The 26,901-nt window shown below is 71.5% G+C and carries 24 protein-coding genes and 3 pseudogenes; 12 read left to right on the top strand and 15 right to left on the bottom strand.

Annotated features, from left to right (window positions below):
* Positions 1-17 precede the first annotated feature (17 nt).
* Positions 18-3,161: a choice-of-anchor D domain-containing protein gene (locus OOK31_RS36680; protein WP_267091759.1), complete on the bottom strand. Its 3,144-nt coding sequence runs from the start codon at positions 3,159-3,161 to the stop codon at positions 18-20.
* Between the two features lie 307 nt (positions 3,162-3,468).
* Between OOK31_RS36680 and OOK31_RS36675 the strand changes: the two genes are divergently transcribed.
* Positions 3,469-4,008, top strand: a complete 540-nt coding sequence (locus OOK31_RS36675; RefSeq protein WP_267091758.1) for a hypothetical protein — start codon at positions 3,469-3,471, stop codon at positions 4,006-4,008.
* Positions 4,009-4,034: 26 nt separating this feature from the next.
* A pseudogene (locus OOK31_RS36670) lies at positions 4,035-4,226 on the top strand (FAD-dependent oxidoreductase); the annotation flags it as partial.
* Positions 4,227-4,460: 234 nt separating this feature from the next.
* On the opposite strand, the gene OOK31_RS36665 reads toward OOK31_RS36670, so the two are convergent.
* The gene (locus tag OOK31_RS36665) at positions 4,461-5,858 is read right to left on the bottom strand and encodes a S41 family peptidase (RefSeq protein ID WP_267091757.1); all 1,398 of its coding nucleotides are present in this window, start codon (positions 5,856-5,858) and stop codon (positions 4,461-4,463) included.
* Positions 5,859-6,324: 466 nt separating this feature from the next.
* Here OOK31_RS36665 and OOK31_RS36660 point away from each other — a divergent pair, with 466 nt between their 5' ends.
* On the top strand, positions 6,325-6,942 hold the full coding sequence (locus OOK31_RS36660) for a hypothetical protein (RefSeq protein ID WP_267091756.1): 618 nt from the start codon (positions 6,325-6,327) through the stop codon (positions 6,940-6,942).
* A gap of 18 nt (positions 6,943-6,960) precedes the next feature.
* Here the strand turns inward: OOK31_RS36660 and OOK31_RS36655 are convergent, their stop codons facing one another.
* A complete protein-coding gene (locus tag OOK31_RS36655; protein WP_267091755.1) occupies positions 6,961-7,938 on the bottom strand; it encodes a LysR family transcriptional regulator in 978 nt (325 codons plus the stop codon).
* 121 nt (positions 7,939-8,059) lie between these two features.
* Between OOK31_RS36655 and OOK31_RS36650 the strand changes: the two genes are divergently transcribed.
* Both OOK31_RS36650 and OOK31_RS36645 read left to right on the top strand, forming a co-directional pair.
* Complete coding sequence (locus tag OOK31_RS36650; RefSeq protein ID WP_267091754.1) at positions 8,060-8,989, top strand: NAD(P)H-binding protein; 930 nt, start codon at positions 8,060-8,062, stop codon at positions 8,987-8,989.
* Positions 8,979-9,344, top strand: a complete 366-nt coding sequence (locus OOK31_RS36645) for a darcynin family protein (protein WP_267091753.1) — start codon at positions 8,979-8,981, stop codon at positions 9,342-9,344. The genes OOK31_RS36650 and OOK31_RS36645 overlap by 11 nt, the downstream gene beginning before the upstream one ends.
* Before the next feature lie 41 nt (positions 9,345-9,385).
* Here OOK31_RS36645 and OOK31_RS36640 read toward each other — a convergent pair whose 3' ends face one another.
* Positions 9,386-10,315, bottom strand: a complete 930-nt coding sequence (locus OOK31_RS36640; RefSeq protein ID WP_267091752.1) for a LysR family transcriptional regulator — start codon at positions 10,313-10,315, stop codon at positions 9,386-9,388.
* A gap of 70 nt (positions 10,316-10,385) precedes the next feature.
* On the opposite strand from OOK31_RS36640, the gene OOK31_RS36635 reads away from it, so the two are divergent.
* A complete protein-coding gene (locus OOK31_RS36635) occupies positions 10,386-11,324 on the top strand; it encodes an NAD-dependent epimerase/dehydratase family protein (RefSeq protein WP_267091751.1) in 939 nt (312 codons plus the stop codon).
* Positions 11,325-11,340: 16 nt separating this feature from the next.
* Positions 11,341-12,225, top strand: a complete 885-nt coding sequence (locus OOK31_RS36630; protein ID WP_267091750.1) for an aldo/keto reductase — start codon at positions 11,341-11,343, stop codon at positions 12,223-12,225.
* A 66-nt stretch (positions 12,226-12,291) separates the two neighbouring features.
* On the opposite strand, the gene OOK31_RS36625 is transcribed toward OOK31_RS36630, so the two are convergent.
* From OOK31_RS36625 to OOK31_RS36610, 4 genes are all read right to left on the bottom strand, one after another.
* Positions 12,292-12,903, bottom strand: coding sequence for a hypothetical protein (locus OOK31_RS36625; protein WP_267091749.1), 612 nt, complete (start codon positions 12,901-12,903; stop codon positions 12,292-12,294).
* Between the two features lie 64 nt (positions 12,904-12,967).
* The gene (locus tag OOK31_RS36620) at positions 12,968-14,200 is read right to left on the bottom strand and encodes a GNAT family N-acetyltransferase (protein ID WP_267091748.1); all 1,233 of its coding nucleotides are present in this window, start codon (positions 14,198-14,200) and stop codon (positions 12,968-12,970) included.
* 195 nt (positions 14,201-14,395) lie between these two features.
* Positions 14,396-14,836, bottom strand: coding sequence for a hypothetical protein (locus OOK31_RS36615; protein ID WP_267091747.1), 441 nt, complete (start codon positions 14,834-14,836; stop codon positions 14,396-14,398).
* A gap of 140 nt (positions 14,837-14,976) precedes the next feature.
* A complete protein-coding gene (locus OOK31_RS36610; RefSeq protein WP_243339124.1) occupies positions 14,977-15,612 on the bottom strand; it encodes a VOC family protein in 636 nt (211 codons plus the stop codon).
* A 328-nt stretch (positions 15,613-15,940) separates the two neighbouring features.
* On the opposite strand from OOK31_RS36610, the gene OOK31_RS36605 reads away from it, so the two are divergent.
* Positions 15,941-16,636 (top strand): hypothetical protein, encoded by a 696-nt coding sequence (locus tag OOK31_RS36605; protein WP_267091746.1) that lies wholly within the window; start codon positions 15,941-15,943, stop codon positions 16,634-16,636.
* Between the two features lie 90 nt (positions 16,637-16,726).
* On the opposite strand, the gene OOK31_RS36600 is transcribed toward OOK31_RS36605, so the two are convergent.
* The 4 genes and pseudogenes from OOK31_RS36600 to OOK31_RS36590 form a co-directional block, all read right to left on the bottom strand.
* Positions 16,727-17,356 (bottom strand): HAD-IA family hydrolase, encoded by a 630-nt coding sequence (locus tag OOK31_RS36600; RefSeq protein WP_267091745.1) that lies wholly within the window; start codon positions 17,354-17,356, stop codon positions 16,727-16,729.
* A 92-nt stretch (positions 17,357-17,448) separates the two neighbouring features.
* Entirely contained in the window at positions 17,449-17,673 is a 225-nt protein-coding gene (locus OOK31_RS36595; RefSeq protein WP_267091744.1) for a family 1 glycosylhydrolase, read from the bottom strand.
* A gap of 25 nt (positions 17,674-17,698) precedes the next feature.
* Positions 17,699-18,205, bottom strand: a pseudogene (locus OOK31_RS39605) (family 1 glycosylhydrolase); the annotation flags it as partial.
* A 177-nt stretch (positions 18,206-18,382) separates the two neighbouring features.
* Positions 18,383-19,099 (bottom strand): TetR/AcrR family transcriptional regulator, encoded by a 717-nt coding sequence (locus OOK31_RS36590; protein WP_267091743.1) that lies wholly within the window; start codon positions 19,097-19,099, stop codon positions 18,383-18,385.
* A 170-nt stretch (positions 19,100-19,269) separates the two neighbouring features.
* Between OOK31_RS36590 and OOK31_RS36585 the strand changes: the two genes are divergently transcribed.
* Positions 19,270-20,898, top strand: a complete 1,629-nt coding sequence (locus tag OOK31_RS36585) for a CocE/NonD family hydrolase (protein ID WP_267091742.1) — start codon at positions 19,270-19,272, stop codon at positions 20,896-20,898.
* Between the two features lie 226 nt (positions 20,899-21,124).
* On the opposite strand, the gene OOK31_RS36580 is transcribed toward OOK31_RS36585, so the two are convergent.
* Complete coding sequence (locus OOK31_RS36580; protein WP_267091741.1) at positions 21,125-22,141, bottom strand: YafY family protein; 1,017 nt, start codon at positions 22,139-22,141, stop codon at positions 21,125-21,127.
* A gap of 98 nt (positions 22,142-22,239) precedes the next feature.
* On the opposite strand from OOK31_RS36580, the gene OOK31_RS36575 reads away from it, so the two are divergent.
* Complete coding sequence (locus OOK31_RS36575; protein ID WP_267091740.1) at positions 22,240-23,478, top strand: NAD(P)/FAD-dependent oxidoreductase; 1,239 nt, start codon at positions 22,240-22,242, stop codon at positions 23,476-23,478.
* Positions 23,479-23,680: 202 nt separating this feature from the next.
* Here the strand turns inward: OOK31_RS36575 and OOK31_RS36570 are convergent, their stop codons facing one another.
* Positions 23,681-24,355, bottom strand: a complete 675-nt coding sequence (locus OOK31_RS36570; RefSeq protein ID WP_267091739.1) for a hypothetical protein — start codon at positions 24,353-24,355, stop codon at positions 23,681-23,683.
* Positions 24,356-24,688: 333 nt separating this feature from the next.
* Positions 24,689-25,423, bottom strand: coding sequence for an SDR family oxidoreductase (locus OOK31_RS36565; RefSeq protein ID WP_267091738.1), 735 nt, complete (start codon positions 25,421-25,423; stop codon positions 24,689-24,691).
* Positions 25,424-25,494: 71 nt separating this feature from the next.
* Between OOK31_RS36565 and OOK31_RS36560 the strand changes: the two genes are divergently transcribed.
* Together OOK31_RS36560 and OOK31_RS36555 are read left to right on the top strand one after the other, a co-directional pair.
* Positions 25,495-26,439 carry a LysR family transcriptional regulator gene (locus tag OOK31_RS36560; protein ID WP_267091737.1) on the top strand — a complete coding sequence of 315 codons (945 nt, stop codon included), beginning with the start codon at positions 25,495-25,497 and terminating at the stop codon, positions 26,437-26,439.
* Between the two features lie 157 nt (positions 26,440-26,596).
* A pseudogene (locus OOK31_RS36555) lies at positions 26,597-26,770 on the top strand (site-specific integrase); the annotation flags it as partial.
* Positions 26,771-26,901: the final 131 nt, after the last annotated feature.

Raw genomic sequence — 26,901 nt, 5'->3', positions numbered from 1 at the left:
TCTCCGCTGGGGAACCGTCAGGAACCCCCGGGGCGGTCGCCGCTGTCGAGCATGCGGCGGAGCAGGTCGTTGTTCTCCTGGAGCAGCGCGTGGAGCCGCCTGTCGACGGGCGGCGGTTCTTCCCCGGTCTTGGACAGCACGGTCTTGTCGCGGAGCGCTTCGCGGCGTACGGGTTCCCCGTCACGGCTGCGTCCGACCGCGGTGAAGCGGAGGTGGTAGATGCCCGGGACGGTGGTGTGGGGGAAGCTGACCGCGTACTCCCCGTCGTCCGCCTCCCCGTCGTCGTGCCCGCCGTCGTCGTAGAGGTCCAGCGTTGCCGTGGAGCCGTCCGGCCGGGTCACCTCGACGCGCACCTCGCATCCCGTCACCGGCAGGCCGGCTTCCGAGACGAAGGCGGTGAGCAGGATCGGGTCACCCGCGTAGACGGGGGCGGGCGTGACGAGGGGAACCATACGGAAGTTGCTGCCGACGCCGATGGCGACTCCGTAGAGCACCGGCTTGGTGTACCGCCGGCATTCGTCCGGGAGGAATCCGGGGTTCGCGGGCTTCTCCGGCGGCGTTCCGTAGCAGACCTTCTTGGGGTGCTGGACCACGATCTTCCAGCGGCCCGCGTACCGTTCGGGCTCCTTCTGCGGCACCTTGAACTCGATGATCCTCGTCTGGGGAGTCGCCCCGAATCGCAGCTGAAAGCCGGGGGGTACCGTCGACGGGTCGATCATCTCGCCCGCCGGTGACAGGCAGAAGAAGGGGAGGCGCATCCCCTCGTGGTCGTACACGACGACGAGGGCGCTGACATCACCGCGGAGGACGTCGAACTCGATCTCGTGGGTGTCCCCCGGGGCGATCGTGTACATGGGGTCCAGCACCGAGGACGTGTCGACGATCTCCATGAAGATCTGGGTGAAGTACTTCTCCAGCTGGAAGTACCGCATTCCGGTGAGGTCGGTGTCCACGCGGAAGACATGGTTCGGGTTTCCGTCGGCGAGCACGGTCAGCTGGCGCGTGTCGACGTCACCGCTCTTCCCGAGCCCGATGGCGTACGTCTGCACGCCTGCGGGGTGGGGCATGGGCTGGGTGGGGAAGGGCAGCCACGGAGCAGACGGGAACACGTCTTCGCCGAGGATGGTGTACGAGACGCCGGTGCCCGGCTTCAGATAGGCGGTGTTCTCCCTTCCGTCGGTCAGGACGACCAGGGCGCGGGTGAGTTTGGGTGGCGGTGTCGGGCGGGGTGTGGCGATCTCGTCGGCGCCGACCATGGCTCCGCCGGCGATGGCCGTCGAGCCGGCCGGCGGTGGGACGTCGTTCCGTACGTTCTGGAGGATGGTCGCCTGCGTGGGTGCGCTCGTTTTCGACACGTGCGTCATCGGCACCACGACTTCGGGGCCGTCGCTGAAGCGGACGACGGCGACGCGGTCGTCGAGATCCGGCCGCAGGAGTTCCACGAAGAGCTGGCCGGCCGAGACCGCCACGTCCATCTTGACCCGGGAGCCGAGCGGGTCGCTCATGCTGCCCGACCGGTCGATCACCAGGGCCACGTCGAGGGCCACGGGCGGGACGATCTCGGCGGTGAGGGGGAACGTCCATGTCTGGCCGGCCGGGGCGTTGGTCGCGTTGTGGCCGCTCAGCGTCAGCGTCGCGGTGGCGAGCCGGGGCGTGTCGTCGGCGAAGAAGGAGACCGCCACGAGGACGCGACCTGAGCCGGAGGCCCCGCCTCCGCAGGACGTCACGGGGGCGACGGCGTAGGAACGGCCGGGCGGGGTGACCGTCACCGAGCCGTTCGGGTCGGGCAGACCGAACAGCTGGGCATCGGGGCCGGTGATCGAACCGGTGAAGGTCAGCTGCCCGTCTCCGGCGTTGCCGACCTCGAAGACACGGACCATGCGGAAGCCGCGCTGGATCTGCCCGAAGCCGATGGGCGCCGCCGGGGGGACGTTGATCAGTGCGTTGGCCAGGCAGCCGTTGCCGGTGAGGGCGATCGTGTGGGGGCTGCCCGGGGCGTCGCTGTCCACGGTGAGCACGGCCGACTGGGGTCCCTCGGCCGGCGGAGTGAAGCCGACGGACAGGCTCCGCGTCTGGCCGCAGGTCAGGCTGCCGCTGAAGCCGGAGCACGAGAAGCCGGCCACCCCCAGCGGTGGGACGCTCACGTTCAACGGCTTGCTGCCGCTGTTGGTGATGACCAGGGTCTTCGCCGGAGCCGGCACGCCCACGGGGTGGGTGCCGAAGTTCAGGGCCGGGGAGCTGAACGCGATCTTGAACTCGGCGGGGAGGGCCTTCCCCTTGCAGACGAGCTGACTGGCGCCGTTGGCCGGAACCGTGGTCACCGGCAGCGCGGTGGCGGGCCAGGTCCCGACCGCCGTCGGCTCGAAGACCACGGTCACGCTCACGGTCTCGTTCTTGACGAGGCTGACGGGAAGGGGTTTCGATGTCGCCTGCACGCTGAAGGGGCTGACGTTTCCGATCGAGTTCACCGTCAGACAGTCGTCCCCGACGTTCTTGACGATGAACTGCCTCGTTTGCGGAGTGGACGGACAGCCGCCCAGGAAGGCATCCGGATACGACTGCACCGCGGGTGACACATCACATTTCCCGAGGGGCTTCGGGCAGGTATGCGTACGGCTCATTCCGCCGGTGGAGTAGTGGATGACCAGGCTGGTGGCGGTCGCCTCGCCGACGGTCTGTCCGGTCGGGACGATCGGCGATCCCAGCGGGCAGAGGACCGCTCCGGTGTCGCTGCGGTAGATGCCGACGCCCAGGACCTGGCTTCCGGTGCTCCCGTACGCGAGGAATGCTGCCCCTTCACCCTGGCTGGGATTGACCACGGGAAGCGACACGGAATTGGAGTTGGCCAGGACGGTCAGGATCGTGACCGCGGTCCATGTGGTGAAGTTGACGACGAACAGCGTGCGGGTGCTGCTGCCCGCTCCCGCTTCGGCGTCGACGATCACCAGGTACTTGTTCCCGAAGACCTGATAGCGGATCGAATGGTTCGCCAGCTGGGCATGGAAGAAGCTTTTGGTCCCCTGCTGGACGCTGATTCCCGGATTCGGGCCGCCGGCGGCCAGGGTGAGGGTCTTGCCGTCGAAACTGGCGCTCGGGGCGTTCTGCCAGGTGTTGGTGTTGATGAAGAGCCCGTTTTGAATGTTCAGTGGCGTACAAGCCATGAAGCACCTTCCCTGAATGCATCAGGCAGCTTCGTACTGTGCCGCCACGGGCTCTTGCGCAGTCGAGCCTAGGCATGCGGGAACAGGCGTGCCAGGCGGGCTGGGCCGTTCGGAGGGGCGGACGAACCGACCGTGCGGCGTGACTCCTCCTCCTACCACCGGGCATTGGGGCGGGAGTTGAGGGGGAAGGTGTAGGGGACGGCGGGCGCCTCGGCCTGCCACGATGGTGTACCCGTGTACCCGTACAGCCGTGTACCCGTGCAGCCGTGTACCCGTGTGACGACCTCGATTGCCAGGAGGACCCCAGTTGACCACTCCCGAAGCCGCAGGTCCCAAGACGCCCCCGTCCTACCCGCCGAAGACGCCCCCGCCGCCGAAGAAGCCCGTGGAGGCGCCGCGTCCGCAGCCGGTGCCGAGGCCCGCCGCGGCGCTGGCGCTGCCCCGGGCCCGGATGCGGATCAGGAACCGGCGGACGGCGGCGCTGACCTTCCGCGCGGATCCGTGGGCGGCGAAGAAGGCCGCCGCCCATGCCGTGGCGACGGCCCGGACCTGGGGATATCCGGGGCTCGACGAGCAGGACCTGGCGGCGGCCGTCACCCTTCTGGTGGACGCCACGGTGCGGGACGGCGGGAAGCGGGTGAGCCTGCACCTCGGTGACCAGGACGAGAAGATCCTCGTCATCGCGCTCAGCCACCAAGCCGGAACCGCCCCCGAGGGCGGCCTCTTCGGTGAACTCCGGGCCCTGGTGACCCTGGACAGCTGCGGCGACGACCTCGCGGACGACGGCCGCCGCATCTGGGCCCTCCTCGACGCCGCGCCCCGGCGCAGGCCGGACACGGCCGCGTAGTCGGACCGAACGAGAGGGGGTGTTCCGTGCCGGGACCTCACGCGGTGGTCGCCGGGGCCGGGATCGGCGGTCTCACCGCCGCCGTCGCACTGCACCGCCGCGGCTGGCACGTCACCGTCTGCGAACGCGCCCCCGGACCACCCGCCACCGGCGCCGGCATCGGCCTCGCCCCCAACGCCCTGCGCGCGCTCGACGCCATCGGCGTCGACGCCGCCCGTGCCGCCGGCAGCGCCGTCCCCGCCGGCCTGGCCCTGCGCGGCATGGACGACCTCTTCAACGGCTTCCGCCTGCCTAGTGCTGTGGCCGGAAAGGTTTGCCGGGTCGCGGTGTCCGGTGCGGTACCTCGCAAGGCGGAGGGCCGCCGCTCGTACTGGACGTACTCGGGTGGCCCGACAACGCGGCGAGGTGCCGTGCCGGGCGCCGCGACACGGTGAACCTTTCCGGCCACAGCACTAGGTCCCCGGCATCCGGGTGACCTCCGCGTCCCGCAGCGGGTTGCGCAGGACGTTCACCGCCCTGTCGAAGGCCGAGTCCTTCCTCTTGTCGAACTCCTCCTTCGTGAAGACCGGCTCCGTGAGGTGCGGGGGGATTCCCGGGCCGTCGAAGGTGCGGCCCGAGCGGGTCAGGAACTCCTCGTTCGGGAGCCCGAACGACATGCCGTTGGGGAGCTTGCGGACCATGACGTCCGAGAAGACGCCCTGGGTGGGCTGCCCGATGCGGACCGTCCTGCCCGGCCGGTCCAGGAGGGCCTGGGTGAAGGTCTCCCCCGCGCTGAAGGTCGAACCGCCGGTCAGTACGGCGACCGGGCCGGTGTAGCGGGTGCCCTGGGCGGGTGTGACGTACGCGGGCTGGGGGCGGGTGTGCCGGGTGGGGTCGGCGGGGTCGTTGCGGGCCCGCTTGGAGTAGGCGAGGTACGGGGTGTCGGTGAGGCGTTCGGCGATGTGGAGGCCCAGGGCGTCGGAGCCGCCGCCGTTGATCCGCAGGTCGATGATCAGGCCGGTCGGGGGCTGGGTGCGTCGGCGGCCGAGGGCGGTGTCCAGGGCCCTGTCGAGTTCGGCCAGCTCGGCGGCGTACGTGCCCTCCTCCGTGTACCCGGCAAAGCCGGAGATCCGCAGGTAGCCCTGGCCGCCGGGAAGGTCGGCGTAGGTGATCCGGCCCTGGGCGAAGTCCTGGACGTTCCGGGCGTCCTTGAGGTCGCGTTCCACGATGAACTTCTTGACCTCGGCGTCCAGGGTCCCGGAGGGCACGACGGTGCCGGGGCGGACCTGGTAGGAGCGGCGGGCGCCGTCCCGGACGGAGACGTGGGCGTCGTGGAGCGGCTCGACCATCTTGCCGAGGACGGCGTAGAGCTCGTCCGGCGTCGTCCCGGCGTGGACGGCGGGGCGGTACTGATCGCGGGCCTTGTGCCAGTCGACGCCCTTGGCCGCGAAGAAGGGGTAATTCTCCTCGAAGGTCTGCCAGAAGACGTCGAAGGCCGTCAGGGAGTCCTTGGCCGTCTCGTGTGCGCAGGCGTCGGGCAGTGCCGGGACGCGCCGGAGGGTGCGGCTGCCGACGTCGCCGTCCGCTCGGAGGGACGCGCGGTCGCCTTGGGCGCGCACGGTCAGGACGGTGTCGTCGGACGTGGTGTAGGTGCCGGGGGCGGTGCGCCGCGCGGAGTCGCCCTTGAGGCAGCTGACGGCGGTGGTCTGGTACTCCTGGAGGGTTCCGTCGCGGAGGGACAGGACGGTGCCGTAGCCGTCCGTGCGCCAGATTCCGTCGGTGGCCGAAGGGTGTTGGGCGGCGGTGGCGGCCGGTGCGACCTGGGCGGCGAGGGCCAGCGCGACTGCGGTGGCCGTGACGATGCGACGCACGATCTTGCCTTCTCTGTGGGCGAGTTGCTCGCAACAGCGAACAGACCAACCGTCGCCGACACGGCGCGGCCCCGGCCATCCGGCTGCCCGGTCGGCCGGGGGTGGGGCCAGCCCCCGCTACCGGCGGTACCTCGTCGGAGGTCAGCCGCCGGTGCCCGTGCGGGCGCCGTACTTGCCGCCGCGCGACGCCAGCTCCTTGATCACGACCGCGGTGCGCCCGGTGACGTAGGCCCGCCGCAGGGTGTGGCCGTTTCAGGGCGTACGCCGGGCGCCCGTGGAGAGGCGTGCGGAGGGTGGGGCTCCCCTTTGGTGGTGTTTGTCGTTTTCGGTCAGGTGAGACCGATTTCAGGTCGTTGTGGCCGAGGATCCGGCCCCCGGGGCGAAGGCGCCTCACGCTGGGACGGAGCCCCGCGCCCGCCGGGACGGGGCATCGCCGTCGAGGCGTACAGGGGGAAGGGGGAACAGCATGGGGGTACGTACACGGATGCGCGGGAGCGGCGTCGTGGTGGGGGCCGCGGTGTTGGCGGTGGGGGTGGCCTCGGGGCCTGCCGTGGGGGCGGACCAGTGGCGGCCGAGGCCGGGGACCCTGTACATCTCCGACCTGCCCAAGACCGAGTCGTGGCGCGCCGCCCCGGTCTCGCGCGGCTGGGGCGAGGCCTACGACTGCCTGGCGCGCTGGCCCGAGGGGCAGCCCGAAGTGAACGTCTGGAAGCGGGACTTCACCACCGCCGAGACCGCGTCCGCCCAGCAGAAGGTGGTGGTCTTCGCCACGGAGGCCGAGGCCATCACGTTCGCGGACACGACCCGGCGGAACTACGCCGACTGCGCGAACCGCCCGCAGGAGCCCGGTGTGACCGCGACCGGCTACGACCACGGCGTGGTGGACGTGGAGGAGGGCGCCACCCTCCAGGGGATGAGCACCTTCGACGCCGACGCCCAGGACCGCCCCGACTTCAACTACCTGTGGGGTGTGGGCCGTGACGGGGACACGGTCACGCTGGTCCTGTGGTCGAGCTACTGGGGCGAGCCTCCGGTGGCCGCCTGGAAGAACACCCTGCGGACCGCGGTGAACAAGCTGTACTGAGCGGACCCGCGCCGTGGGCTATTCCTCGCGGGCCGGACGCAGTACCCGGCGTACGGCGCCGCGCAGCCACTGGTGGGCCCCGTCGGCGGTGTGGCGCGGATGCCAGGCCATGCCGATCGTCAGGGGTGGCAGCGGCAGCGGGATGTCCAGCAGGCGCAGTCCCATCGCGTGCGCCGCGTCTCCGAGGGGTGAAGGGGGCTCGCCCGGCAGGGCGGTCGGCACCAGGCAGACCACGTCGCCGACCGCGGCCAGCGCCATCGCCGCCAGATGTCCGGGCAGGACGGCGCCGACCTGCCGGGCGAGCCCCCGCTCGGCCAGGGCCGCGTCCAGCGGGCCGGTGAAGCGTCCCCGGCGGCTGACCGCCACGTGCTCGGCCGCGGCCAGCCTGGCGGGCGTCAGGGTTCCTTCGGCGAGCGGGTGCCCGGCCCTGACGCCGGCCGCCATCCTCAGCGTGACCAGCTCCTCGACCCGGGTCTCCGGGTCGACGTGGTCGATGGCGCCGATCTCCAGATCGATCCGGCCGTCGCGCAGTGCGGGGCCCGCCTCCCACTCCTCGGCCAGCACCCGCAGCGAGACGCCCGGTGCCCGGCGCCGGGCCAGCCCGAGCAGCCCCGGGGCCAGCGCCGCACCGACCAGGTCCGAGGCCTGGACGGTGAAGGTGCGCCGCAGCGCGGCGGGGTCGATCCCACCGCTCGGGGTGAGCAGTGCCTCCAGCCGGCGCACCACCGCGGCGGCCTCGTCCCGCAGGGCCTCGGCGCGGGGTGTGGGCACCATCGCCTGCCCTGCCCGTACCAGGAGCGGGTCCTGGAGCACCCGGCGCAGCCGGGCCAGGGTGCGGCTCATCGCGGCGGGGGAGGTGCGCAGCCGGGCGGCGGCACGGGTGACGCTCTGCTCGGTCAGCAGGGCGTCGAGGGCTACGGCGAGGTTGGCGTCGAGGTTGGGGTTGGCGTCGAGGTTCGGGGTGGCTTCGGGGTTCGGGGCTGGGCTGCTGCTCACCGGCATCATTCCGTTCCGGGCAAGGATTGGTTGCTGAAGTTCCCATTGTGGCAATGCGGTTGGGGTCCGCACGATGAAGGGGCCGTACCGATCCGACCCCGACCCAGACCGTGAGGTTTTCATGATCGTCATTACCGCCCCCACCGGGAACATCGGCAGGCGGCTGCTGCCGCTGCTGGTCGAGGCCGCGCCCGCGCTCGGCGAGGAGTTGCGCGTCGTGGTCCGCGATCCTGCCCGGCTCCCCGAGGCCGTACGCGGACGGGTCGAGGTGGTCACCGGCTCGCACGGCGACGCCGCGACCGTCGAGCGCGCCTTCACCGGGGCCGACGCCGTCTTCTGGCTGGTGCCGCCGGACGCCTCGGTCGCGCCCGACGAGGCGTACAGCGGCTTCACCCGCCCGGCCGCGCGGGCGTTCGCCGCCCACGGCGTCGGCCATGTCGTGGGCGTCTCGGCGCTCGGCCGCGGCACCCCGCAGGCCGCCCGGGCCGGGCTGGTCACCGCCTCCCTGGCCATGGACGACCTGATCGCCGACTCCGGCGTCGCCTACCGCGCCCTGGCCAACCCGTCCTTCTTCGAGAACCTGCTGGAGGAGGCCGGCTCGATCCGCGAGAACGGCGTCTTCACCGACACCGCCGCCGCGGACCGTCCGGCCCCGCTGGTGGCCGTCGCCGACATCGCCGCGACGGCGGCCGCTCTGCTGCTGGACCGCTCCTGGACCGGCGTCGGCAGTGTTCCGGTGCTCGGCCCGCAGGACCTCTCGCCCGACGACCTGGCCCGCATCATGACCGAGGAGCTGGGCCGTCCGGTCCGCTACGAGCGCCAGCCGCTCGAGGAGCTGCGGTCCGCCCTGCTCGGCCACGGCCTCGACGAGGCGTTCGTCGAGGGCATGGTCGACATGAAGCGCGCCAAGGACCAGGGCCTGGACTCCGGTGTCGACCGCTCGCCGCAAGCGGGCCCGCAGGCGGGCCCGGCCACCGGATTCGCGCAGTGGTGCGCGCAGACCCTCAGGCCCGCCGTCCTCGCCGCCCCGGAGGCAGCCGATGCCCGCTGACCGAACCGAGCCGCCGGTCACCGCGTTCATGCTGGTCAAGACCACGCCCGAGTGGCTGGCGATGACCGTGGCCGAACGCGTCCACGCCTTCACCACCCACGTCGTCCCGGTGATCGAGGCCCGCACCCGCGGCGTCCGCTCCCGCTTCTACGACACGGAGTTCTACTCGGCGCGGGTCACCGACGTCTGGGTCTGGGAGGCGGACGACCACGACGCGTACCGGCTGCTGATCGACGCGCTGCGCGAAACGCCCTTCTGGGACCGCTACTTCGACGTGGTGGACCTGCTCGTGGGCACCGAGAACGGCTACGCCCGCACCTACGGCCTGGAGCCGGTGGCCACCCTCGCCACCTGACACCCTCCCCGGCCGGCCGTCAGCACGGCCCCGGAGCGGGATCAACGCCCCTGGTTCTGCCGCGTCGCCTGCTCGCGGAGGGCGTGGATGAGCGTCGTGACGTGGGGGCGGTCGCTGCGGCCGATCGCCGCGACGCCGATGTGCCGGACCGGTCCCGGCGGTGTGATCGGGACGGTGCGCAGGCCGGGGATCTCCGGGGTGAGCGCGATGGAGGGGATCAGGGAGATTCCCATGCCGGCGGCGACGAGGGAGCGGGCGAAGAAGTAGTCGGTGGTGGAGCCGCGCACTTCCGGGTCGAAGCCGGCGCGCTCGGCGTAGCGGCGTAGGTACGCCTCGGTCTTCAGGCAGCCCAGCACCCAGGGTTCGGCCGCCAGCTCGGCGAGGTCGAGGGCGTCGTGGCCGGCGAGCCGGTGCCCTTGCGGCAGGACGACGTGCAGGGGGTCTTCCAGGAGCGGCGTCCACTCCAGGCCGACGCCGGAGCCGGAGCCGGAGCCGATGCCCGGCCCGGCGGGCAGCGGGCCGTCGAAGTGGTAGGCGAGGGCGAGGTCCACGGCGCCCTGGCGGACCAGCGGCAGGGTGTCTTCCGGTTCGCCTTCCCTGATGTGGAGCACGGTACGGGGATGGGCCGCCATGAGCTGCGTGAGGGCGGCGGGCAGCAGGAGCCTGCCGCCGCTGGTGAAGGCGGCGACGGTGAGTTGGGTGCGGCCGGTGCTGAGCCGGGCGACCTGCCGTTGGGCGTGTTCGAGCTCCGCGGCGACGGATTCGGCGGCGCCGACCATGATCCGCCCGGCCTGGGTGAGGGTGACGCCGCGGGTGCTGCGGGCGACGACCTGCGTGCCGAGGCTGCGCTCCAGGGCGGCCACCTGCTGGGAGACGGCCGAGGGGGTGAGGCGCAGGACCGCGGCCGCCCGGTTGAAGCTGCCGTGTTCCGCCACCGCCCGCAGGACGCGGAGCCGCTGCACATCGATCAACAGTTTTCCTTAATGCGTACCCAGTAAGTCAGGACTTCTGCTGATGACGATAGGTCTCCAGGATGGGGGCATGCAAAGGATCTGCGTCATCGGCGGAAGCCGGTACTTCGGAAAGCTCCTGGTCAGGCGCCTGCAGGCGGCGGGCCACCAGGTCACGGTGATCAACCGCGGCTCCACACCGCCACCCCCCGGCGTCGAGCACCTCGTCGCCGACCGGAACGACGAGGCCGCCCTGACGGCAGCGCTCGGCTCCCGTACCTTCGACGTCGTGGTGGACCAGGTCTGCTACACGCCGGTGCAGGCCGCCATCGCCGCCCGCGCCTTCGCCGGCCGCACCCGGCGCTACGTCATGACCTCCACGATCGAGGTCTACGACCCCGCGAGCGCCGCGCTGCCGGCCGTCCCGGCCGGCACGCCGGTGCCGGAGGGGATCGTGGACCCGGCCGCCTGGCGGGTGGCCATGGACCTTCCCTGGCACGACGACGCGTACCTGGAGGCCCACTACGCCGAGGGCAAGCGCCAGGCGGAAGCCGTCCTCACCCGCGCCGGCGGCTTCGCGTTCGCCTCCGTGCGCAGCGCCCACGTACTGGGCGGCGGCGAGCGGGAGTTCACCGGCCGGCTCGCGCACTACACCGAGCGCGTCGCCGCGGGCGGGGCGATCGCCGTGCACGCGAAGCCGCTGCCCACGGTCTTCATCCACTACGCGGAACTGGCGGACCTGCTGCTGTGGGCGGCCACCGCCGAGTTCACCGGCCCGGTCAACGCCTGCTCCGACGGCCCGCTCGACGTGTACGCACTCACCGCGGCCGTCGCCGCGCAGGCCGGCCGGGAGCCCGTCCACCGGACGGTCCCGGCGGGCGAGGAGGCGTCGCCGTTCTCCTTCGACCGTCACTACGCGATGAGCAACGCCCGCGCGAAGGAGCTGGGTTTCCCCTTCTCCCGCACCACCGACTGGCTGCCCGGCGCCGTCGCCGAAGCCCTCACCACCGAGCCGTCCCCCAGCGTCTGAGGAGCAGGTCGCCACCATGCAGTACCGCACCATCGCAGGCACCGCCGTCAGCGCCGTCGGCCTGGGCGCCATGCCGCTGTCCATCGAGCACCGTCCGGACGAGGCGCGGGCGATCGCCACCGTCCACGCCGCCCTCGACGCGGGCGTCACGCTCATCGACACCGCCGACAGCTACCACTGGCACGCCGACGAGGTGGGCCACAACGAGCTCCTGATCGCCCGCGCCCTGGCCCGCTACGGCGGCGACACCTCCGGCGTCCTCGTCGCCACCAAGGGCGGCCGCGGCCGCCCCGGCGACGGCAGCTGGACCGTCACCGCCACCCCCGCCCACCTCAAGCGGGCCGCCGAGGCCTCCGCCGGGCGCCTGGGCGTCGACGCGATCGGCCTGTACCAGCTGCACAAGCCGGACCCGGCCGTGCCCTGGGCGGAGTCCGTGGGCGCGCTGCGCGAGCTCCTCGACGCCGGCACGATCCGGGCCGCCGGCCTCTCCAACGTCACCACCGCGCAGATCCTCGAGGCCCGTCGGATCCTGGGCGACGGGCTCGTCTCCGTCCAGAACCAGTACTCGCCGGCCGTGCGCGACAGCGAGCCCGAACTGCGGCTGAGCGAACAGCTGGGTCTGGCGTTCCTGCCCTGGAGTCCGCTCGGCGGCATCCGGCGCAGCTCCCTCGACGGCCCCTCCGGCCCCGCCTCGGCCGACACCGCCTTCCACCGCATCGCGGCCGAACGCGGCGTCAGCCCGCAGCAGATCGCCCTGGCCTGGCTGCTCGCCCGCTCCCCCGCGCTGATCCCGGTGCCGGGAGCCGGCCGCCCGGCCTCGATCACCGACTCGGCCGGGGCCGCGGAGCTCGAGCTGAGCGCGGAGGAGCTGACGCGGCTCGAAAGCTCCCTGCCGGGCTGAGGCGGGTACGTAGGTCACGGGCCGTGGCCCGGCCCGCTCCCGACCGGCGACCGCCCGGCAGCGGGCTCAATCCGCGGCGGCCTCACCCCGCTGGGCACGCCACGTCATCAGCGCGTGCACCAGCAGAGCCACGAAGGCGACTCCCGATGCGATGCGAACCGCGTTCCAGGTGATCGCGACGACCGGGCCCAGCCCGGCAGCCTCCGTCTCCAGCCGCATGGAGGTCTCGTAGAAGGCGGTCAGCGGGATGAGCAGCCGCAACGGGAGACCGACGACGCCGCGCGTCCGCGCAAGGTTCCCGAACAGCCCCACAGGGGCCCCGAGGACGAAGGCCGCCGTTCCCCAGGCAAAGATCTTGGAGCCGAGGTCCTCTCCGGACGCGTAGGCGACGCCCAGGCCGACGGGGGCGGTCGGGAACACGAACTTGAAGACGTAGTACACGATCACGGCCACGGCCAGCGTCGAGGAAGCCAGCAGCGCCGACTCGATCCTGGAGCGGCGCGAAAAACCGACCAGAAAGGCAAACCCCGCCCACGCCCACCCGCTGGAGAAGACGAGACCGACGGCTTGGCTGACCGGATGGTCGAACTTGCCCATGAGCGGGCCGACCACGCCGAGGACGACGGCCGCCGCGAGGGCGGACACGACGGGGATGACGCGGGTGCGCGGAATGTACACGATCGCTCTGTATCGATTCTGTTCTGTGGTCGGGGTTCTGCGCGGGCTGGGGGTGGGCGCGGGGTCAGAACCAGTGCAGGCAGTGCGGGGAGCGATCGGCGCGGAAGAGGGCGTCGGCGAGGCTGGCCGCGCCCGGGTGGTGGGCGCGGACGTGTCCGGCACGTACGAGCGTGCTCGGGACGGTGCCGCCGAGGTAGAGCGAGCCCAGGTCGCGGACGTCCAGGGACAGGTCGGGTTCCCGGTCGGTCGGTACGCAGTCGGCCTGGCCGCCGCGGACGGTCAGCAGGTGGCGGCCGCGCTCGCCGAGGAACGGGTCGTCGACGTCGAGGACGAGCTCGCCGTCGGTGAACCAGCCGCGCGCGGTCAGCGCACGCGGGACGTCCAGCAGCCGCACCGACAGCCAGTCGGTGTCGCGGCCCACCTCGCCGGCGCGGAAGTCAGCGAGCTGCCAGCGCAGCGGGTGGTCGGGCGGGACGTGCTTGAACACGACCTGGGAGACCAGGTCGTGTCCGAGTACGAACCGGGCCAGGGACGTGAAGACGGCGTCGTCGGTGGTGATGGTCTCGTCGACCGTCAAGGTCCTGGCCTCGTCGATGGAGTAGCTGGCGTACCCGTCGGGGACGCCGTCGGCGTCACGGTGGACGGCGATGTAGCGCGGCGCCGGCGATATCGGGGGCTGCCCCGCGCGCAGGGCCCACCAGCGGTGCGGCCGGGACAGCGCGCCGGGCTGGGCGCGGCGGTAGCGGTCGTAGACCCCCTCCAGGATCTCCGCGCACTCGCCACTGCGCAGCACCTCGACGGAGCCGGCGGCCTGACCGGTCGCCGGTACGTCGGCCACCGCGCGCGCCCGGGGAGCAGCGAGGGCGGCCTGCTTGCGCGGCACCGTCAGCCGCGCCGTGTACGTCGCCGGTCCGTAGCCGTACCTGCCGTAGATCGTGGCCTCGGAGGCCAGCAGCACGGAGAGGAACTCGCCGCGCGCCCGCAGCTCGGCGAGCTGATGCCGCATCATCGCGCTGAGCACGCCCTGGCGCCGGTGCGAGGGCAGGACGCCGACGGCGGTCACCCCGGAGACCGGGACGAGGGTGCCACCGGGGAGGGTGAGCTCGAAGGGGTGCGCGGCGGCGGTGCCGACGGGCCGCCCGTCCGCCGTCAGCGCGAGCAGGCCGCGGTCCGTCTCGAGCGCCGACCACCAGAGCCCGCCGCCCTCGATGGGGGTTTCCGGGAAGCGGCCGAACGCGGCGTGGAGCGTGTCGACGAAGACGTCAAGGTCCTCATCGGTAGTGGAACGTATCTCCATGGGTACCGCTGCCTCCTCGGGATGCCAGACACCACGACTCGCGGTGCCTGGCCACAGTGCAGCGACGACCCACGGCCAGGGCAACCGAATTACGGCCGGGACCGGGACCGGGGCCGGGGCCGATCGCCGCGACGAGGCCTCCGGTCGGGGGGCGCCGCTGCCCCGCCAGCGGGTCTGTCAGTGGCCGGCGGGCAGCTACGGGCGCCAGCGTTCGTAGAGGTGCCATGTGAGGTGGCCTGGGAGTTGGTGGCGCCAGAGCCACCAGGGCAGTCTTCGGCGCGGGACGAAGGTCCACAGATCGTCGTCGGCTTCGTTGCCGCGTGGCCGGGCACGCAGCAGGTCGAGGCATTCCTGGTTGACCGTGCGGTGCAGCCGTGCCACGTGTGCGAGGGCCACCGTGCCTTGATGCCGGCGTGTCGGGTCGGTGGCGCGTAGGGCCCGGGCGACGCGGGGCAGGATGGCTTCGGGGTCAGGATGGTTCAGGGCAAGCCCGATCACCGCGCAGCCGACGTGGGGTTCGCCGCGTTCGAAGGCGGCGTCGACCATGGCCGGGTCGTCGACGCCGAGGAGCCCGGTCCCGTTCTCCCAATCGGGGATCCAGGGCGGTTCTTCCCGGCTGTCTGTCTCATCCTCCATGGTCGGAGGGTAGGACGGCTTCCATGCCCCTGGCCACCGGGAATGCCGCTGACGACGTCCTCCGGCTCACTTCCGGGTCTGCGCTGGTCGGCGGGGCGGAGACCCCAGCCGGCTGCTCCCGCGGGGCAGTCGGGCCCTGGTCAGATCGTGACCGGGCCGTGGGCGGTGGCGAACTCGACCGAGACCAGGCCCGGTTCCTCATCCTCGACCCAGGTGACGTCGATCTGGTCGAGGGGGTGGTCGGCCGGTTCGCCGAGGAATTCGGCGATGGAGGCGGCGTCGCCGGCGATGGAGACCCCGTGGATGGTGGTGGAGGTGCGCGGGTCGGCGCTCGGGCGCTCCTCGATGGGGACCGACCACTGAAGGAAGTAGGGCAGTTGCGGGTCCTCCAGCAGTTCCAGCAGGCCGATCTGCTTCCACCTCAGGTCGAACCCGTCGGGGCGGACACGGTGGCCCTCGGCCGAGGTGCGGCCGAGGCGGGCCTCGACCGGGGCGATGTCGTCGACGGAGACCACCCAACCGAGCCAGCCGCCGCCCTCGGCGGCGCGGCGCGCGACCGCCTGGCCGAAGGGTGCGCGGTCGGCGGCGGGGTGGTCGAGTGTGGTGACGACCTCGACGTAGGTTCCGCCGCTCAGCGGGAGAATGAAGTTGCGGGTGCCGAATCGCGGGTGCACGCCCCCGTCGACGAACCCGGCGCCCAGGGCCGATCCGATCCACTGGACGGTCGAGACGAAGCTGTCGCGGGCCACCGCATAGGACACGTGATCAAGTCGCACCGCGCCATCATCACCCGACGACCCGCACAAATCCCGACGCCACGCCCGCCGCCCCGGCCGCGTCGGCCGTGGATTCAGACGTGGAGCGGATCGATCACCGTCATCCCGGCGGAGGAGGCCCGGTCGAAACCAGGCAGCAGCGCTGCCGCCTCGGCTTCCCCGAGCCGGCCGAGGCGTCATCCGTTCAGCAGACGTGTTCCTTGCTGTGGTCAGCGGAGACGACCTGCCAGGGGCCACGTCCGGCGACGTTTGGGGGTTCACCCGTGCGGGAGCGGCCCACGACGCTAACGTGAGAGGCCAGCATCCGGGCGGTGCTGGGGGAGGGCTGATGCCGACGACCGTGGTGGGGTTCCAGCTCGGCAACGACGACAAACACCGGCAGGTGACCGTCGTACTGACCGCGACCGGTGTGCTCCACCGCGCCCACGGCGCCCCCGGGCGGCTGCCCCGCATGCCGCGCCCTGACGTCCCGTTCCAGCTGACACACCCGGACCGGGGCTGGGCGAAGACCGAATCTCCCTTGGCCCGGCCGATCCTCTCCCTGCGCGAACTCCACACATCCTGGACGAAGAAGGGCTACACCCACCCGCTCGTCCCTCCGGCGTGCGTGCGCCTGGACGTGGAGGAACATCCGGTTGTGAAGGGGCAGTACGGTACCGCCCGCCCACATCCCGAACTGGCCCGGGCCTTTCTGAGTGCGGCGCCGTCGAACACCCAGCAGTCGCTGGATGAGGCCATCCACGACTTCCGCACAGCTCTCGGCCTGCCCACCCGCCCCAAGAGCGTCCTCTGGCGCCCCCGCCGGAGTCCGGTACCGCCCCGGACGGAAGCGATGCTGCGCACCCTCGCTCACGGCTCACAAATCAACTCGCCCCAACGGCTGGCCGTGGGCTGGAGCGTTTCACCGCAGGCCGTCACCCTTCGCGTTGGCAGGACAGGCGAAACCCTCGACCGCCCAGCCGTCCTCGAACTCCAGGCTGCACTCACCGCGTGGCTGCGCCTCACCCAGCCCCCGTCCCCATGACCCGCATGCCCGGGCATCCTCCCGGTGGCCCAGCCGCAGCGGTCGAGCACGACCTGCAGTGGCCCCTCGGGGCGCCGGCCACCCGTCGGATCAGCCGGCGTCGGTCAGGGTGACACCCAGCAGGTCCTCAAGCTGGGAGACCGTCTTCTCAGGCTGCAGCGCGTGCACCCCCGCGAAGCCGAGCTTCTCCGCCGCCCGCACGTACTCCTCGGTGTCGTCGACGAATACGCACTCTTCGGCCGACAGGCCCAGCAGCTTCAGCATGACCTCGAAGAGCTCCGGTTCGGGCTTGCGCATCCCGTGGCACTCGGAGATGACGACACCGTGATAGAGGGTCTCGAGCTCGTAGCCGTCGTACAGGTCCCAGGGGGCGAGTCCCACCGAATTGGACAGGATGCCGACCTTGATCCCGGCCCGCTTGGCCGCGGCGGCCGCGTCGAGCATGACGCGTTCGGGTCGCAGGTCGGTGAAGATCCGGCCCATCAGGTTGTCCGGAGAGACTCCGAGCTTGGGGGCAGCGGCCTCGTTCCAGTCGGTCTGGGTGATCGCACCACGCTCCAGCTCGTGGGTGAGACGTATGCCTTCTGCGTCCATGTACAGCGCCTTGATGCACGCGCCCTGGGCCAGCCCCTCGCGCTGTTCGAAGGCCAGCACGGCCGGCAGCAGCGGCGTGGTGAGCACCCCGCCGAAGTCGAGGACGAGGCCGGTGCGGTGAGACATACGGGAACTCCAGGGGTGTGAGGGGTAGGGGCGGGGCCGGGGGTACGGACGCGCGGTCGGCAGTAGTCCCGGCCCGTCGTCATCGGGGGCTGTCAGCCGCGGATGAAGGACTGCACGATGTGTGCGCTGTGCTTCGGGACCCGGTTGCGGTCGAACAGCCCGAAGGGAACGGTGTAGCCGTCGAGCCATTCGTAGTTGTCCACGCCATTCCACAGGTGCACGCCCGTGATGTCCATTCCGCCTGCGATGGCATCGCGGACCTGCGACCGCTGCGGTGAAGTAGTAGCTGAAGCCGTACTGGTCGAAGGCGTCCTCATAGCGCGGTGTCCGGGCCAGGTTCAGCCAGGTGTCCCAGATGACCGCGTCGATGAGAGCGGTGGCCCCCGCCGCTTCGGCACTGTCGTCAGCCGGGTGCAGGGACATCAGAGCTTCGTTGGTGGAGGTGGGCTTGCCCGATTGGCGCAGCCGGAGTGCGGCCTCGAAGTCCGCCTGGTGAACGGCCTGCAGAACGGTGAGGAACTCCTCCTGGGACGTGTGCCCGGGAGGGAACGTGCCCCGCAGGTAGGCCTTTTCCGCGTAGCCGGCCGGGTTGTTGACCGGCATCCAATCCTCGACGAGGTCGCCGAACGTCTCGGCGACGAAGTCGACGTGGCGGGCCCATGCCGCCGCGGCCGTCGGGGCGAGGAAGCCGCCCTCGGCCGCGAACCAGACGGGCAGGGCGGTGTGCAGCAGGCACGCCCACATCGTCAGGCCGGCCCGACGGCCGGCCCCGAGGATCTCCCGGTAGTGCCTTGCACCGCAGCCGAGGGGACCGGCCCACGGAAGTTGATCTCCGTGGAAACGTATCACCGGCGGTGCCGCGCAATTCCAATCCGGTGCACAAGGCAGGTGCTGTGGTCCGCCTGACGGATCTGGGCCCGGAGACGGAGCCTGTCGGCGAACGGGACTTCGGCGTCTCGCTCGACTTTGCCTCTGTGCGGGTCAGTACGCTGTCCGGCGGCAAGACCGAACGAGGCGGGACAGGGATCAGTCGGTATCGAGGCCGTCGATCAGGCGGTTGAGGAACCGGGTGAAAGTGGCTTCGGGGGTGACGGGACGCCCCGGGGCCGAAATGGCCTCGGCGAGTTCCGGGTGGTGGCCGTCCGTGGCGACGGCGACGAGGTAGCGGGCTTCGGCCGCTGCCCGGTCGGGGGACTGCGAGGCTTCGGCCTGCGCGATCTCGTGGCCGACGTGCCCGGCCACGAACCCCGTGAGCTGGGCGAAGATCTCCATCTTCGCCATCCCGTCCAGCCCGGCGGGCCGCAGGGCGGCGAGCGCATGCTCCAGGAAGGCCAGGGTGTTGGGCCCGGGGACGCGCCGGGTGGACAGCGCGGCGGGCAGCCAGCGGTGCCGCAGCATGTGGGCGCGCTGGAGGTGGGCGATGGCCTTCAGGTCGGCGCGCCAGTCGCCGGTGAGCGCGCCCGTGGTCGGCAGTTCGCCGCTGACGTGGTCGACCATCAGGTGCAGCAGGGTCTCCTTGTCGGGGGCGTAGCTGTAGAGCGACATGACGCCGGCTCCGGCCCGTTCGGCGACCTTCCGCATGGTGACCGCTTCGATCCCCTCGGCGTCCGCCAGGGCGACGGCCGCCTCGGTGATCGCCTCCCGGCTGTAGGTGGGCTTGCGGCCCCTGCGCGGCTGGCCAGAGCTCAGCCAGAGCTGCTGGGGGTCGACGCCCGGGGCGCCGGCCTCTCCGTCACGCGGCATGCTCCACGCTCCTTCCTTGATCGACAGCCCTTGTGGGCCTCAGTCAAGTATTCTATTCTCGTACACGGTACGAGAATAGAGGGGGAACGATGACGTCACGCACGCACGGTTCTGTGCTGAGCCCGACCTGGACACCGCCTTCCGGGAAGCCGCCCCTTTCCTCACGGATGATGAGGGCGACCTGGCGACGTCTCCCGGCCAAGCTGCACGATGTCGGGTGGGAGCCGGGACTGGTGGTGCCGGCCGCCGACGGCAGCCCGCTGATCACGGACCACTACTTTCCGCGCGCCGAAGGCGACTTCCCCACCCTCCTGGTGCGCTCGCCGTACGGCAGGGGCCTGCCGTGGTCCCCCATGTACGGGCTGCTCTTCGCCGAACAGGGCTTCCACGTGATCGTGCAGAGCTGCCGCGGCACCGGCGGTTCGGGAGGCACGTTCGACCTGTGGCGCAACGAGGCCGCCGACGGCCGGGCCACTGTGTCCTGGCTGCGCGAGCAGCCTTGGTTCAACGGCACGCTGGGTACCGTCGGCCCCAGCTACCTGGGCTACGTGCAGTGGGCCCTCGCCGCGGACCCGCCGCCGGAGCTGAAGGCGATGGTGGTGCAGGTGGGCCTGCACGATCCCCACGCCCTGTTCCACGCGCACGGTGCGCTCAACCTGGAGACCGCCCTCGCCGTCGGCGCGGGCATGACCTACCAGCACCAGGGCATGGCACCGTTCGTGAAGGCGACCCTGCGCCTGCAACGACGCCTGCGTGAAGTCACCACCGCGCAGCCGCTGCGCGGGGCGCACGCCTCGGCCCTCGGGGGCGAAGTGCCCTGGCTGGACGACGTGATGACGCACCCGGACGCCGAGGACGCGTACTGGCACGGCGCGTCCCTGGGTGAGGTGGCGGAGCGGCACAGCGTGCCCACGAGCCTGATCACCGGATGGCACGACGCGCTGGCCGACCAGACCTTCGAGCAGTACGACCGGCTGCGTCGGGCCGGATGCGAGACCTCCCTGCTTGTCGGCCCCTGGACCCACACCTCCGCCCTGCAACAGGGATGGCCCGAGGTGTTCGCCGAGAGCCTCGCCTGGCTGCGCGCCCACCTGTACGCCGACCCCTCAGACCTGCGTCCCACGAAGGTGCGCGTGCACGTAGGCGGCGAAGACGCCTGGCGGGACATGGACGAATGGCCGCCGACCACGGCCGTCAGCCCGTGGTTCCCCACCGCGCAGGGAGATCTCACCCAGCAGGCCCCCACGGACCGCGCACCAGTGACGTCGTTCCGCTACGACCCGAGCGACCCCACCCCGTCCCTCGGCGGCCCGCTGCTCTCCCGGACCGCCGGCCCTCGCGACAACAGCACCCTGGAGGCCCGGGACGACGTACTGACGTTCACCGGCCCCCCGCTGACCGAGCCCGTGGACGTCCTCGGGCCGATCTCGGCACGGTTGAGCATCTCCACGGACACCGGTCACACCGACGTCTTCACCCGCCTGTGCGACGTGGACGCGCAGGGCCGCTCCGTCAACATCTGTGACGGGCTGGGCCAGCTGCGGACGGACGGGCAGGAGCCGTCGCAGGTCACCGTGGAGATGAGCTCGACCGCCCACAGGTTCGAGGCCGGCCACCGCATTCGCTGGCAGATCAGCGGAGGCGCCCATCCGCGCTACGCCCGCAATCCCGGCAACGGGGAGTCGCCGGTGGACGCCACCACCTTCACACCGGTGCGCATCACGCTCCACGCGGACTCGGCGCTGGTGCTCGCGACGCCCGCCCACGGTTCCGGGCTCAGCCCTGCGGAGAACGGCTGACCAGCCGGCCCCGACGGCCCATCGCCGCCCTCCTGCCCGATCACACCGCCATCGAGCAGGGGGCGTCCCGGCGCCGGAACTGCCGGTCACCCTCGACATGCCGGACGAGGTCGCCGACTTTCTGCGCGCCGCCGACCGGAGCCCGTCGAGCGGGCCGCCCTCGACCACGGAGTGGCCGTACGACGCGGCCGGGCTGCACCCTGCGGTCGTGATCTCTCAGAACTACTCATTCATGAGAAGGACCGAGGTTCTCGGTGTCGGCAATCGTGGCCCATCGGCGTGTGAGACGGCGGCATGCGTGGACGAGTTCGGGTGGGTGGAGGTCGGTGAGTTCGGTGTCGAAGGTGGCGAGGATGCCGGCGATGCCGGCCCAGGACCAGGCGCCGAGAGTGAGCCGGCAGTACTCGGTGTCGAGGTGTTCCACGACGGAGCCGCCTGGTGCCCAGCGGGCCACGATGTGAGCGGGCAGGTTGAGCCGGGCGGTGCCGGTGCATTGCCAGACGGCGGGGGTGTCGCCGCGGTCGTGGGTGCTCATCACGAAGTGGGCGAGGTCGGGGTGGGGAAGCGCGCGGGCGGCGAAGCACTGTGTGGTGGGGCGGGGGTGGAGTCGATCTACGCGGCGCACTCGCCATTCGTTGTCGGTGAGGTCGTAGGCGACCAGATACCACCGGGCGGCCCAGAAGACCAGGTGGTGTGGCTCAATGCGGTGGGCGGGCAGGTGGTCGGGGTCACTGGGTTCGGGGCGTGTGCCGTCGGGACGCAGTGTCTCGGTGACGAGTAGGTGGCGGTGGCGTACCGCGGTTCCGACGGCGGTGAGGGCCGCCGGGTCGATGGGCGGCGCGGGGAACTCCCAATAGTTCTGCAGCCGCGTCAGACGCAGCGATTCCATGGATGCCCGCAGCGCAGGGGGCATGGCCTGGTGCAGAGCCGCCAGTGCCCGCGCCGCGTCGTCCCTCAGGCCGAACATCGCGCTTGGCGCGGTCTGCAGGGCCACCGCGACCGCGAGGGCCTGGTCGTGGTCGAACAGCAACGGCGGCAGGGTTCGCCCGGCTCCGAGCCGGTAGCCGCCATCGGGGCCGTGGATGGTAGCGATCGGGTAGTCGAGCGCGCGCAGAGTTTCGATGTCGCGGCGGACAGTGCGTTCGCTGGCCCCGAGCCGGGTGGCGAGCTCGCGCAGCGGCCACTGCCGTCCCGTTCCGAGCAGGGACAACAGCCGCAACGCCCGGTGTGAGGTGTTCGCCATCGTCCCACTCTGACACCGGTACTGGCCACTCGGTGTCCACTACCGGTGTCACGGTGGGTTCTGTTCAGTGAGCAGCGGCGGAAAGGACGGTGTCGGATATGCGGGTAGTCGTGGTTGGTGGCGGGATCGGCGGGCTTGCATTGGGGGCGGGGCTGCGTCGCCGGGGGTTCGAGGTGGCGGTATTCGACCGGGACACCGATGTGGCGGCGACGGGCGGCTACCACATCACCCTGGATGAGCGGGCGCAGGCGGCGCTGAAAGACCTGGTGGAACCGAAGATCATGCAGCGGCTGCTGGCATCGGGGTCGGCGCTGCGACTGCGCGAGCGCGACGCGTTCTGGGATCGCCGCGGCCGGCTGCTGGGCCACGGGCCGGACCTCAGCGACAGTGCAAGCATCGACGTCGATCGGATCACCCTGCGGATGCTTCTGGCCGAAGCCGTCGGAGATGACCTGCACTTGGGATGCAACGTGTCCGGCGTCGGCCACGATGACCACGGCGCGCCCCGAGTGCTGTTCACCGACGGGGCGCCGGTCTCAGCGGATCTGGTGGTGGGCGCGGACGGCACCCACTCGGTAGTCGCCCGCCACCTGGCGGGAGGCCCGACCAGCAGCCCGGCGGGCATCATCGGGTTCTCCGGCCGCACCCTCCGGCGAGACCTCGGCCCCGGCGAGCAGCAGCGGCTCAGGCCACGATCGGGGCTGGCGATCGGCCCGCGCGGAGGAGCGCTCTACGTCGGATTCCTCGACCCGGTCGGCAACACCGCGCTCGACGCTCCCGAGTTGCGGATGTCGGTCACCACCGGACCCACCTACATCTGGGGCGCCATGTTCCCCGAATCCACCAGCACCGATTCCCTGCGCGACCTGCGTGGCGGCGAACTGCAGGCCGCGCTGCTCGGCCGATTCCGCGAGCGGGGCTGGGCCGAGCACACACTCGAGGTCATCGCCCAAGCCGACCCGCACAGCGTGGCCGGATTCCGCTTCAACGCCGCTTCCACCCGCGCGGAGGATCTCGCACCCTGGCCTGCGGGTCGTATCACCGCGCTGGGCGACGCTGTCCACGCCACACCGCCCACCGCCGGAATGGGAGCGGGCGCGGCCATCCGCGACGCCGCCAGCCTGCTCACGCACGTCAGCGCCGCTGCCGACGGCACCGCCACCCTCACCGACGCCGTGGACCATTTCGAGGCCGGCATGCGCCAGCGCGGCAGCGAAGTCCTCACTCTGGCCATGAAGACCGTCCGGTGGATCCTGGCCACCGACACCACGCTCGGCGCCGCAGCCACCGTCGTGAGCACCCCGATTCTGGCCGCAGCCGCCCGGCTACGTCACTGACGAGCCGCGCGACGCCCATGCCCTGCACTCAGAACAAGAGGTCGCGCACGGGCCGGTCGCCGCTCGCGGGAAGCCAGGTTCATCAGGTAGCCCGGGACCAGTGGATGCCCCTTCAACGGCTACGGGCGGATCCCGTAGCCCGTTTGCCGATCAGTGCGCCCCCGCGGGATCCGTTCCGGTGGGGGCGCACTGCTGGGCGCGGTCAGCCGTTGCAGACGCGGCCCCGGCAGTACCGCGGATTGCCGCGCCCACGGTCATCGCCATCGTCGTCGCCGGTCTCGGGGACGTCCGGGACCTCGGGCGCCTCGAACGTCGGCACCGGAGCCGGCGGCGGAGTGGGGGTCGGCTCGGGGTCGCCCGGAGCGCGGCCGGTGAGTGTCTTCCACCAGACGGGGCATTCGGCGTCGGGGGCTACGACTTGGAGGTAGGCCCAGCCGAAGCCGGTCAGGGTCCCGACTTGCTGTCCGGCTTGCGGGTGCGTACTGCACACCTTCCAGGGGCGGGGGTCGGTAATCTCTGTCCAGTGCTGGCTTTCCTCGTACATGGGGTCCAGCCACACCCGCTTGTCGGGCGTGTACCCGGGGATCAGCGCGAGGGCTTCGGCCGGGGTCTTGCCTTTCAGGTCCGGCATGACCGGCATGACCGGTGGGGGCGGTGGGGGCGTCCACGACGGCACCGGGGCCCGGGTCGAGCTGCTTACCGACGGCGACGGCCACGGCTTCGGGTCCGCCTCGGGTGCCTCGCAGCCGGACAGCGCCGAGTAGACGAACAGGAACAGCACGAGCAGGCCGCCGACGCAGCCCAAGCATGCTTCCCGGTCCTCCTTCTTCTTCTGGGGGGTACTCAACAGGATGCCTTCGGTCGCGTCTGAGGACATGCCAGATCCGGCATGGGGCAGTGGGCAGGGCGTCGCTGGGTACGGCGCCGGGGGTGTGGGGCGCTACGGCGGGGCGGTCTGCCACCGTCATGCGCATGCTGCGTGAGCACGACGAGCACACAACCGCGATGGAAAGCGCCGGCTGACCCGCGGCCCAGCCCTTGACGCTGACTCCGCGAGATGAGTGATCACCTCGTGCCCGTATTGGCTTGTGCGCCCACCAACTACCAGTAAGGCCCCTGGGGATGGGCGCCGCGCAAGAGGCCAGTGATCGTCACGGCGGGGGTTGAAACACCCCCGTCAGGCTTCGGGCGGAGACGGCGCGGCATGGTCTCACCAGAGAATCGGCCCGTCCTCGGCCAGAAAGGCGCCCGTCGGGCCGTCCTCGCCCGCCGTCGCCAGGTCAACCGCGACGGCCGCGCCCTCCTCCGCCGTGCGTATCCCGCTGTGGCGGTTGAGGTCGGTCGCGCAGTAGCCGGGACTCACCGCGTTGACCAGGATCCCTTCGGCGCGCAGTTCATTGGCGTAGAGCACGGTGATCGCGTTCAGCGCGCTCTTCGAGGTGCAGTAAGGGAGGAGGATCGAGGAGTAGGCGGACCACGGGCTGCCCGGGTCGGCCAGGTGGGTGAGGGAGCCGAGTTCGCTGGACATGTTGACGATGCGTGCGGCGGCGGAGCGGCGGAGCAGGGGGAGCATGGCGTGGGTCACCGCGATGACGCCGAACACGTTGGTCTCGTAGACCTGCCGGACGGTGGCGGCGGGGGTTTCACTCGGCTTTTGCGGTCCGGCGGCGATCGCGGCGTTGTTGACGAGGATGTCGAGGCGGCCGAACGTGGCGTCGATGTGCTTGGCGGCGGCCTGGACCGAGGTCTCGTCGGTGACGTTCAGCGGAACGAACCGTACGTCGGCGCCGCCCGCGCGAAGCTCCTCGGCCGCCGCCTCGCCACGCTCGGCGTTGCGGGCGCCGATCAGCACGGTGATGCCGAGGGCTGCGAGCCTGCGCGCCGTTTCCTTGCCGATGCCCTTGTTCGCGCCGGTGATCAAAGCAGTCTTCTGCGAAGTCGTCATGGCACCCAGCCTCCCCTCACCCACGGGCGGCAGGGAAAGACCAGAAGACTCTGGATCTATAGTCCACAGATATGAGTGAGCTGGAGGTGCGGGAGCTGAGGTACTTCATCGCGGTCGCCGAGGAACTGAACTTCAGCCGGGCCGCGCAACGCCTGGGGATGGCGCAGCCCCCGCTGTCGAAGGCGATCGCTCAGATGGAGTCCCGGCTCGGGGTACGCCTGCTGGAGCGCACCACCCGGCAGGTGAGGCTGACCACCGCCGGTCAGGTGCTGCTCGACCAGGCCCGGATCGCGGTCGACGCGGTGCACGCGGCGGCCCGGCGTGCACGCCGGGCCGGTCAGCCGACACCCCAGCTCGTCGTGGCGGTCAAACCGGGAGGCGATGCCGGGCTGCTGCGGGAGATCCTCGCCGCCTACCGGGGAACGGGTTCGCATCTGCCGCCGCCTGAAGTCGTCGTCGGCGGCAGCGGAGAGCCGATCGCCATGCTGCGGGACGGCCGTGCCGACGTAGCGCTGCTGCGCAGCCCGTTCGACGGTCAAGGGCTGGATTCCCAGACGCTCGTGGTCGAGCCGCGACTGGCCGTCCTCCCCGCCGCGCACCGCCTGGCCGGACGCCGGCGACTGCGGCTGACCGACCTCAAGGGCGAACCGATCCCGCGCTGGAAAGGGGCCGCCCCCTCCACCACCGCCTACTACACCGGATGCGACGGAGCGGAAGCAGGCGATGGCCACACAGGCTTGGCGCCGGCCGACACTCCTGAGGGGCCGCTCGTGGCCAGCGTCGAGCAACTCCTGGAGGTGGTCGCGCTGGGCCAGGCGGTGGCGTTCCTGTCACTCTCCACCACCGAGCGGCACCAGCGCCCGGACATCGCATACCGGCCGGTCACCGGCCTCAGCCCCAGCGCGGTCATGGTCGCCTGGCCGGAGACCTCGCGATCCGCGGCCGTCGCCGCCTTCGTCCAAGCCGCCCACGACGTCGCCGCCCACCAGCCTGACCACATGACCGCACTGGCCTGACCGGCGTACTCAACCCCTGGTCGCGCCGCCCACGCGCTTCTTTCCTCGCCCCGATACCAGACAGCAACCGGCGCGAAGAATGGCCAGCCCCCACCCGTCACCGCCATGCGCATGCCGCGGGAACACGACCAACAGGCAGTGATGACGACTGACCGCGGACGCCGGCACCGCCCGGCTGCTGCCCCGGCTGCTCAAGGGCCGCACCGGCGGGCCGGTGTTCGTCACTCACCGCCGCCCCGGACCGGGGAAGGTCGTCAGCCCGCGCGGCGTATGCCCTGACATCGGCTTCGCCCGGCTGTCGTACGGGCAGGCCCGCGCGCTGCTGGACGAGTGGCGATGGCCGTGAGCATGTACGCCATGTACGCCCCCCATTAGCCCGCAGCCACTGACCTGGCCACCAACAGAGTCACCCCGCGGTCTCCGCGCGTCATCCGACTGTGCCGGAGATCGGACGGCAGAATG

Source organism: Streptomyces sp. NBC_00249, assembly GCF_026342355.1.
Classification (GTDB): Bacteria; Actinomycetota; Actinomycetes; order Streptomycetales; family Streptomycetaceae; genus Streptomyces.
This window is presented reverse-complemented; position numbering and strand designations above follow the sequence as displayed.

Bases quoted from the DNA above. Each gene is read 5' to 3' on its own strand.
- OOK31_RS36680 (WP_267091759.1), bottom strand. From the start codon at position 3,161: ATGGCTTGTACGCCACTGAACATTCAAAACGGGCTCTTCATCAACACC.
- OOK31_RS36660 (WP_267091756.1), top strand. From the start codon at position 6,325: ATGGGGGTACGTACACGGATGCGCGGGAGCGGCGTCGTGGTGGGGGCC.
- OOK31_RS36650 (WP_267091754.1), top strand. From the start codon at position 8,060: ATGATCGTCATTACCGCCCCCACCGGGAACATCGGCAGGCGGCTGCTG.
- OOK31_RS36645 (WP_267091753.1), top strand. From the start codon at position 8,979: ATGCCCGCTGACCGAACCGAGCCGCCGGTCACCGCGTTCATGCTGGTC.
- OOK31_RS36635 (WP_267091751.1), top strand. From the start codon at position 10,386: ATGCAAAGGATCTGCGTCATCGGCGGAAGCCGGTACTTCGGAAAGCTC.
- OOK31_RS36630 (WP_267091750.1), top strand. From the start codon at position 11,341: ATGCAGTACCGCACCATCGCAGGCACCGCCGTCAGCGCCGTCGGCCTG.
- OOK31_RS36620 (WP_267091748.1), bottom strand. From the start codon at position 14,200: ATGGAGATACGTTCCACTACCGATGAGGACCTTGACGTCTTCGTCGAC.
- OOK31_RS36615 (WP_267091747.1), bottom strand. From the start codon at position 14,836: ATGGAGGATGAGACAGACAGCCGGGAAGAACCGCCCTGGATCCCCGAT.
- OOK31_RS36605 (WP_267091746.1), top strand. From the start codon at position 15,941: ATGCCGACGACCGTGGTGGGGTTCCAGCTCGGCAACGACGACAAACAC.
- OOK31_RS36600 (WP_267091745.1), bottom strand. From the start codon at position 17,356: ATGTCTCACCGCACCGGCCTCGTCCTCGACTTCGGCGGGGTGCTCACC.
- OOK31_RS36595 (WP_267091744.1), bottom strand. From the start codon at position 17,673: ATGAGGACGCCTTCGACCAGTACGGCTTCAGCTACTACTTCACCGCAG.
- OOK31_RS36590 (WP_267091743.1), bottom strand. From the start codon at position 19,099: ATGCCGCGTGACGGAGAGGCCGGCGCCCCGGGCGTCGACCCCCAGCAG.
- OOK31_RS36585 (WP_267091742.1), top strand. From the start codon at position 19,270: ATGAGGGCGACCTGGCGACGTCTCCCGGCCAAGCTGCACGATGTCGGG.
- OOK31_RS36580 (WP_267091741.1), bottom strand. From the start codon at position 22,141: ATGGCGAACACCTCACACCGGGCGTTGCGGCTGTTGTCCCTGCTCGGA.
- OOK31_RS36575 (WP_267091740.1), top strand. From the start codon at position 22,240: ATGCGGGTAGTCGTGGTTGGTGGCGGGATCGGCGGGCTTGCATTGGGG.
- OOK31_RS36570 (WP_267091739.1), bottom strand. From the start codon at position 24,355: ATGTCCTCAGACGCGACCGAAGGCATCCTGTTGAGTACCCCCCAGAAG.
- OOK31_RS36565 (WP_267091738.1), bottom strand. From the start codon at position 25,423: ATGACGACTTCGCAGAAGACTGCTTTGATCACCGGCGCGAACAAGGGC.
- OOK31_RS36560 (WP_267091737.1), top strand. From the start codon at position 25,495: ATGAGTGAGCTGGAGGTGCGGGAGCTGAGGTACTTCATCGCGGTCGCC.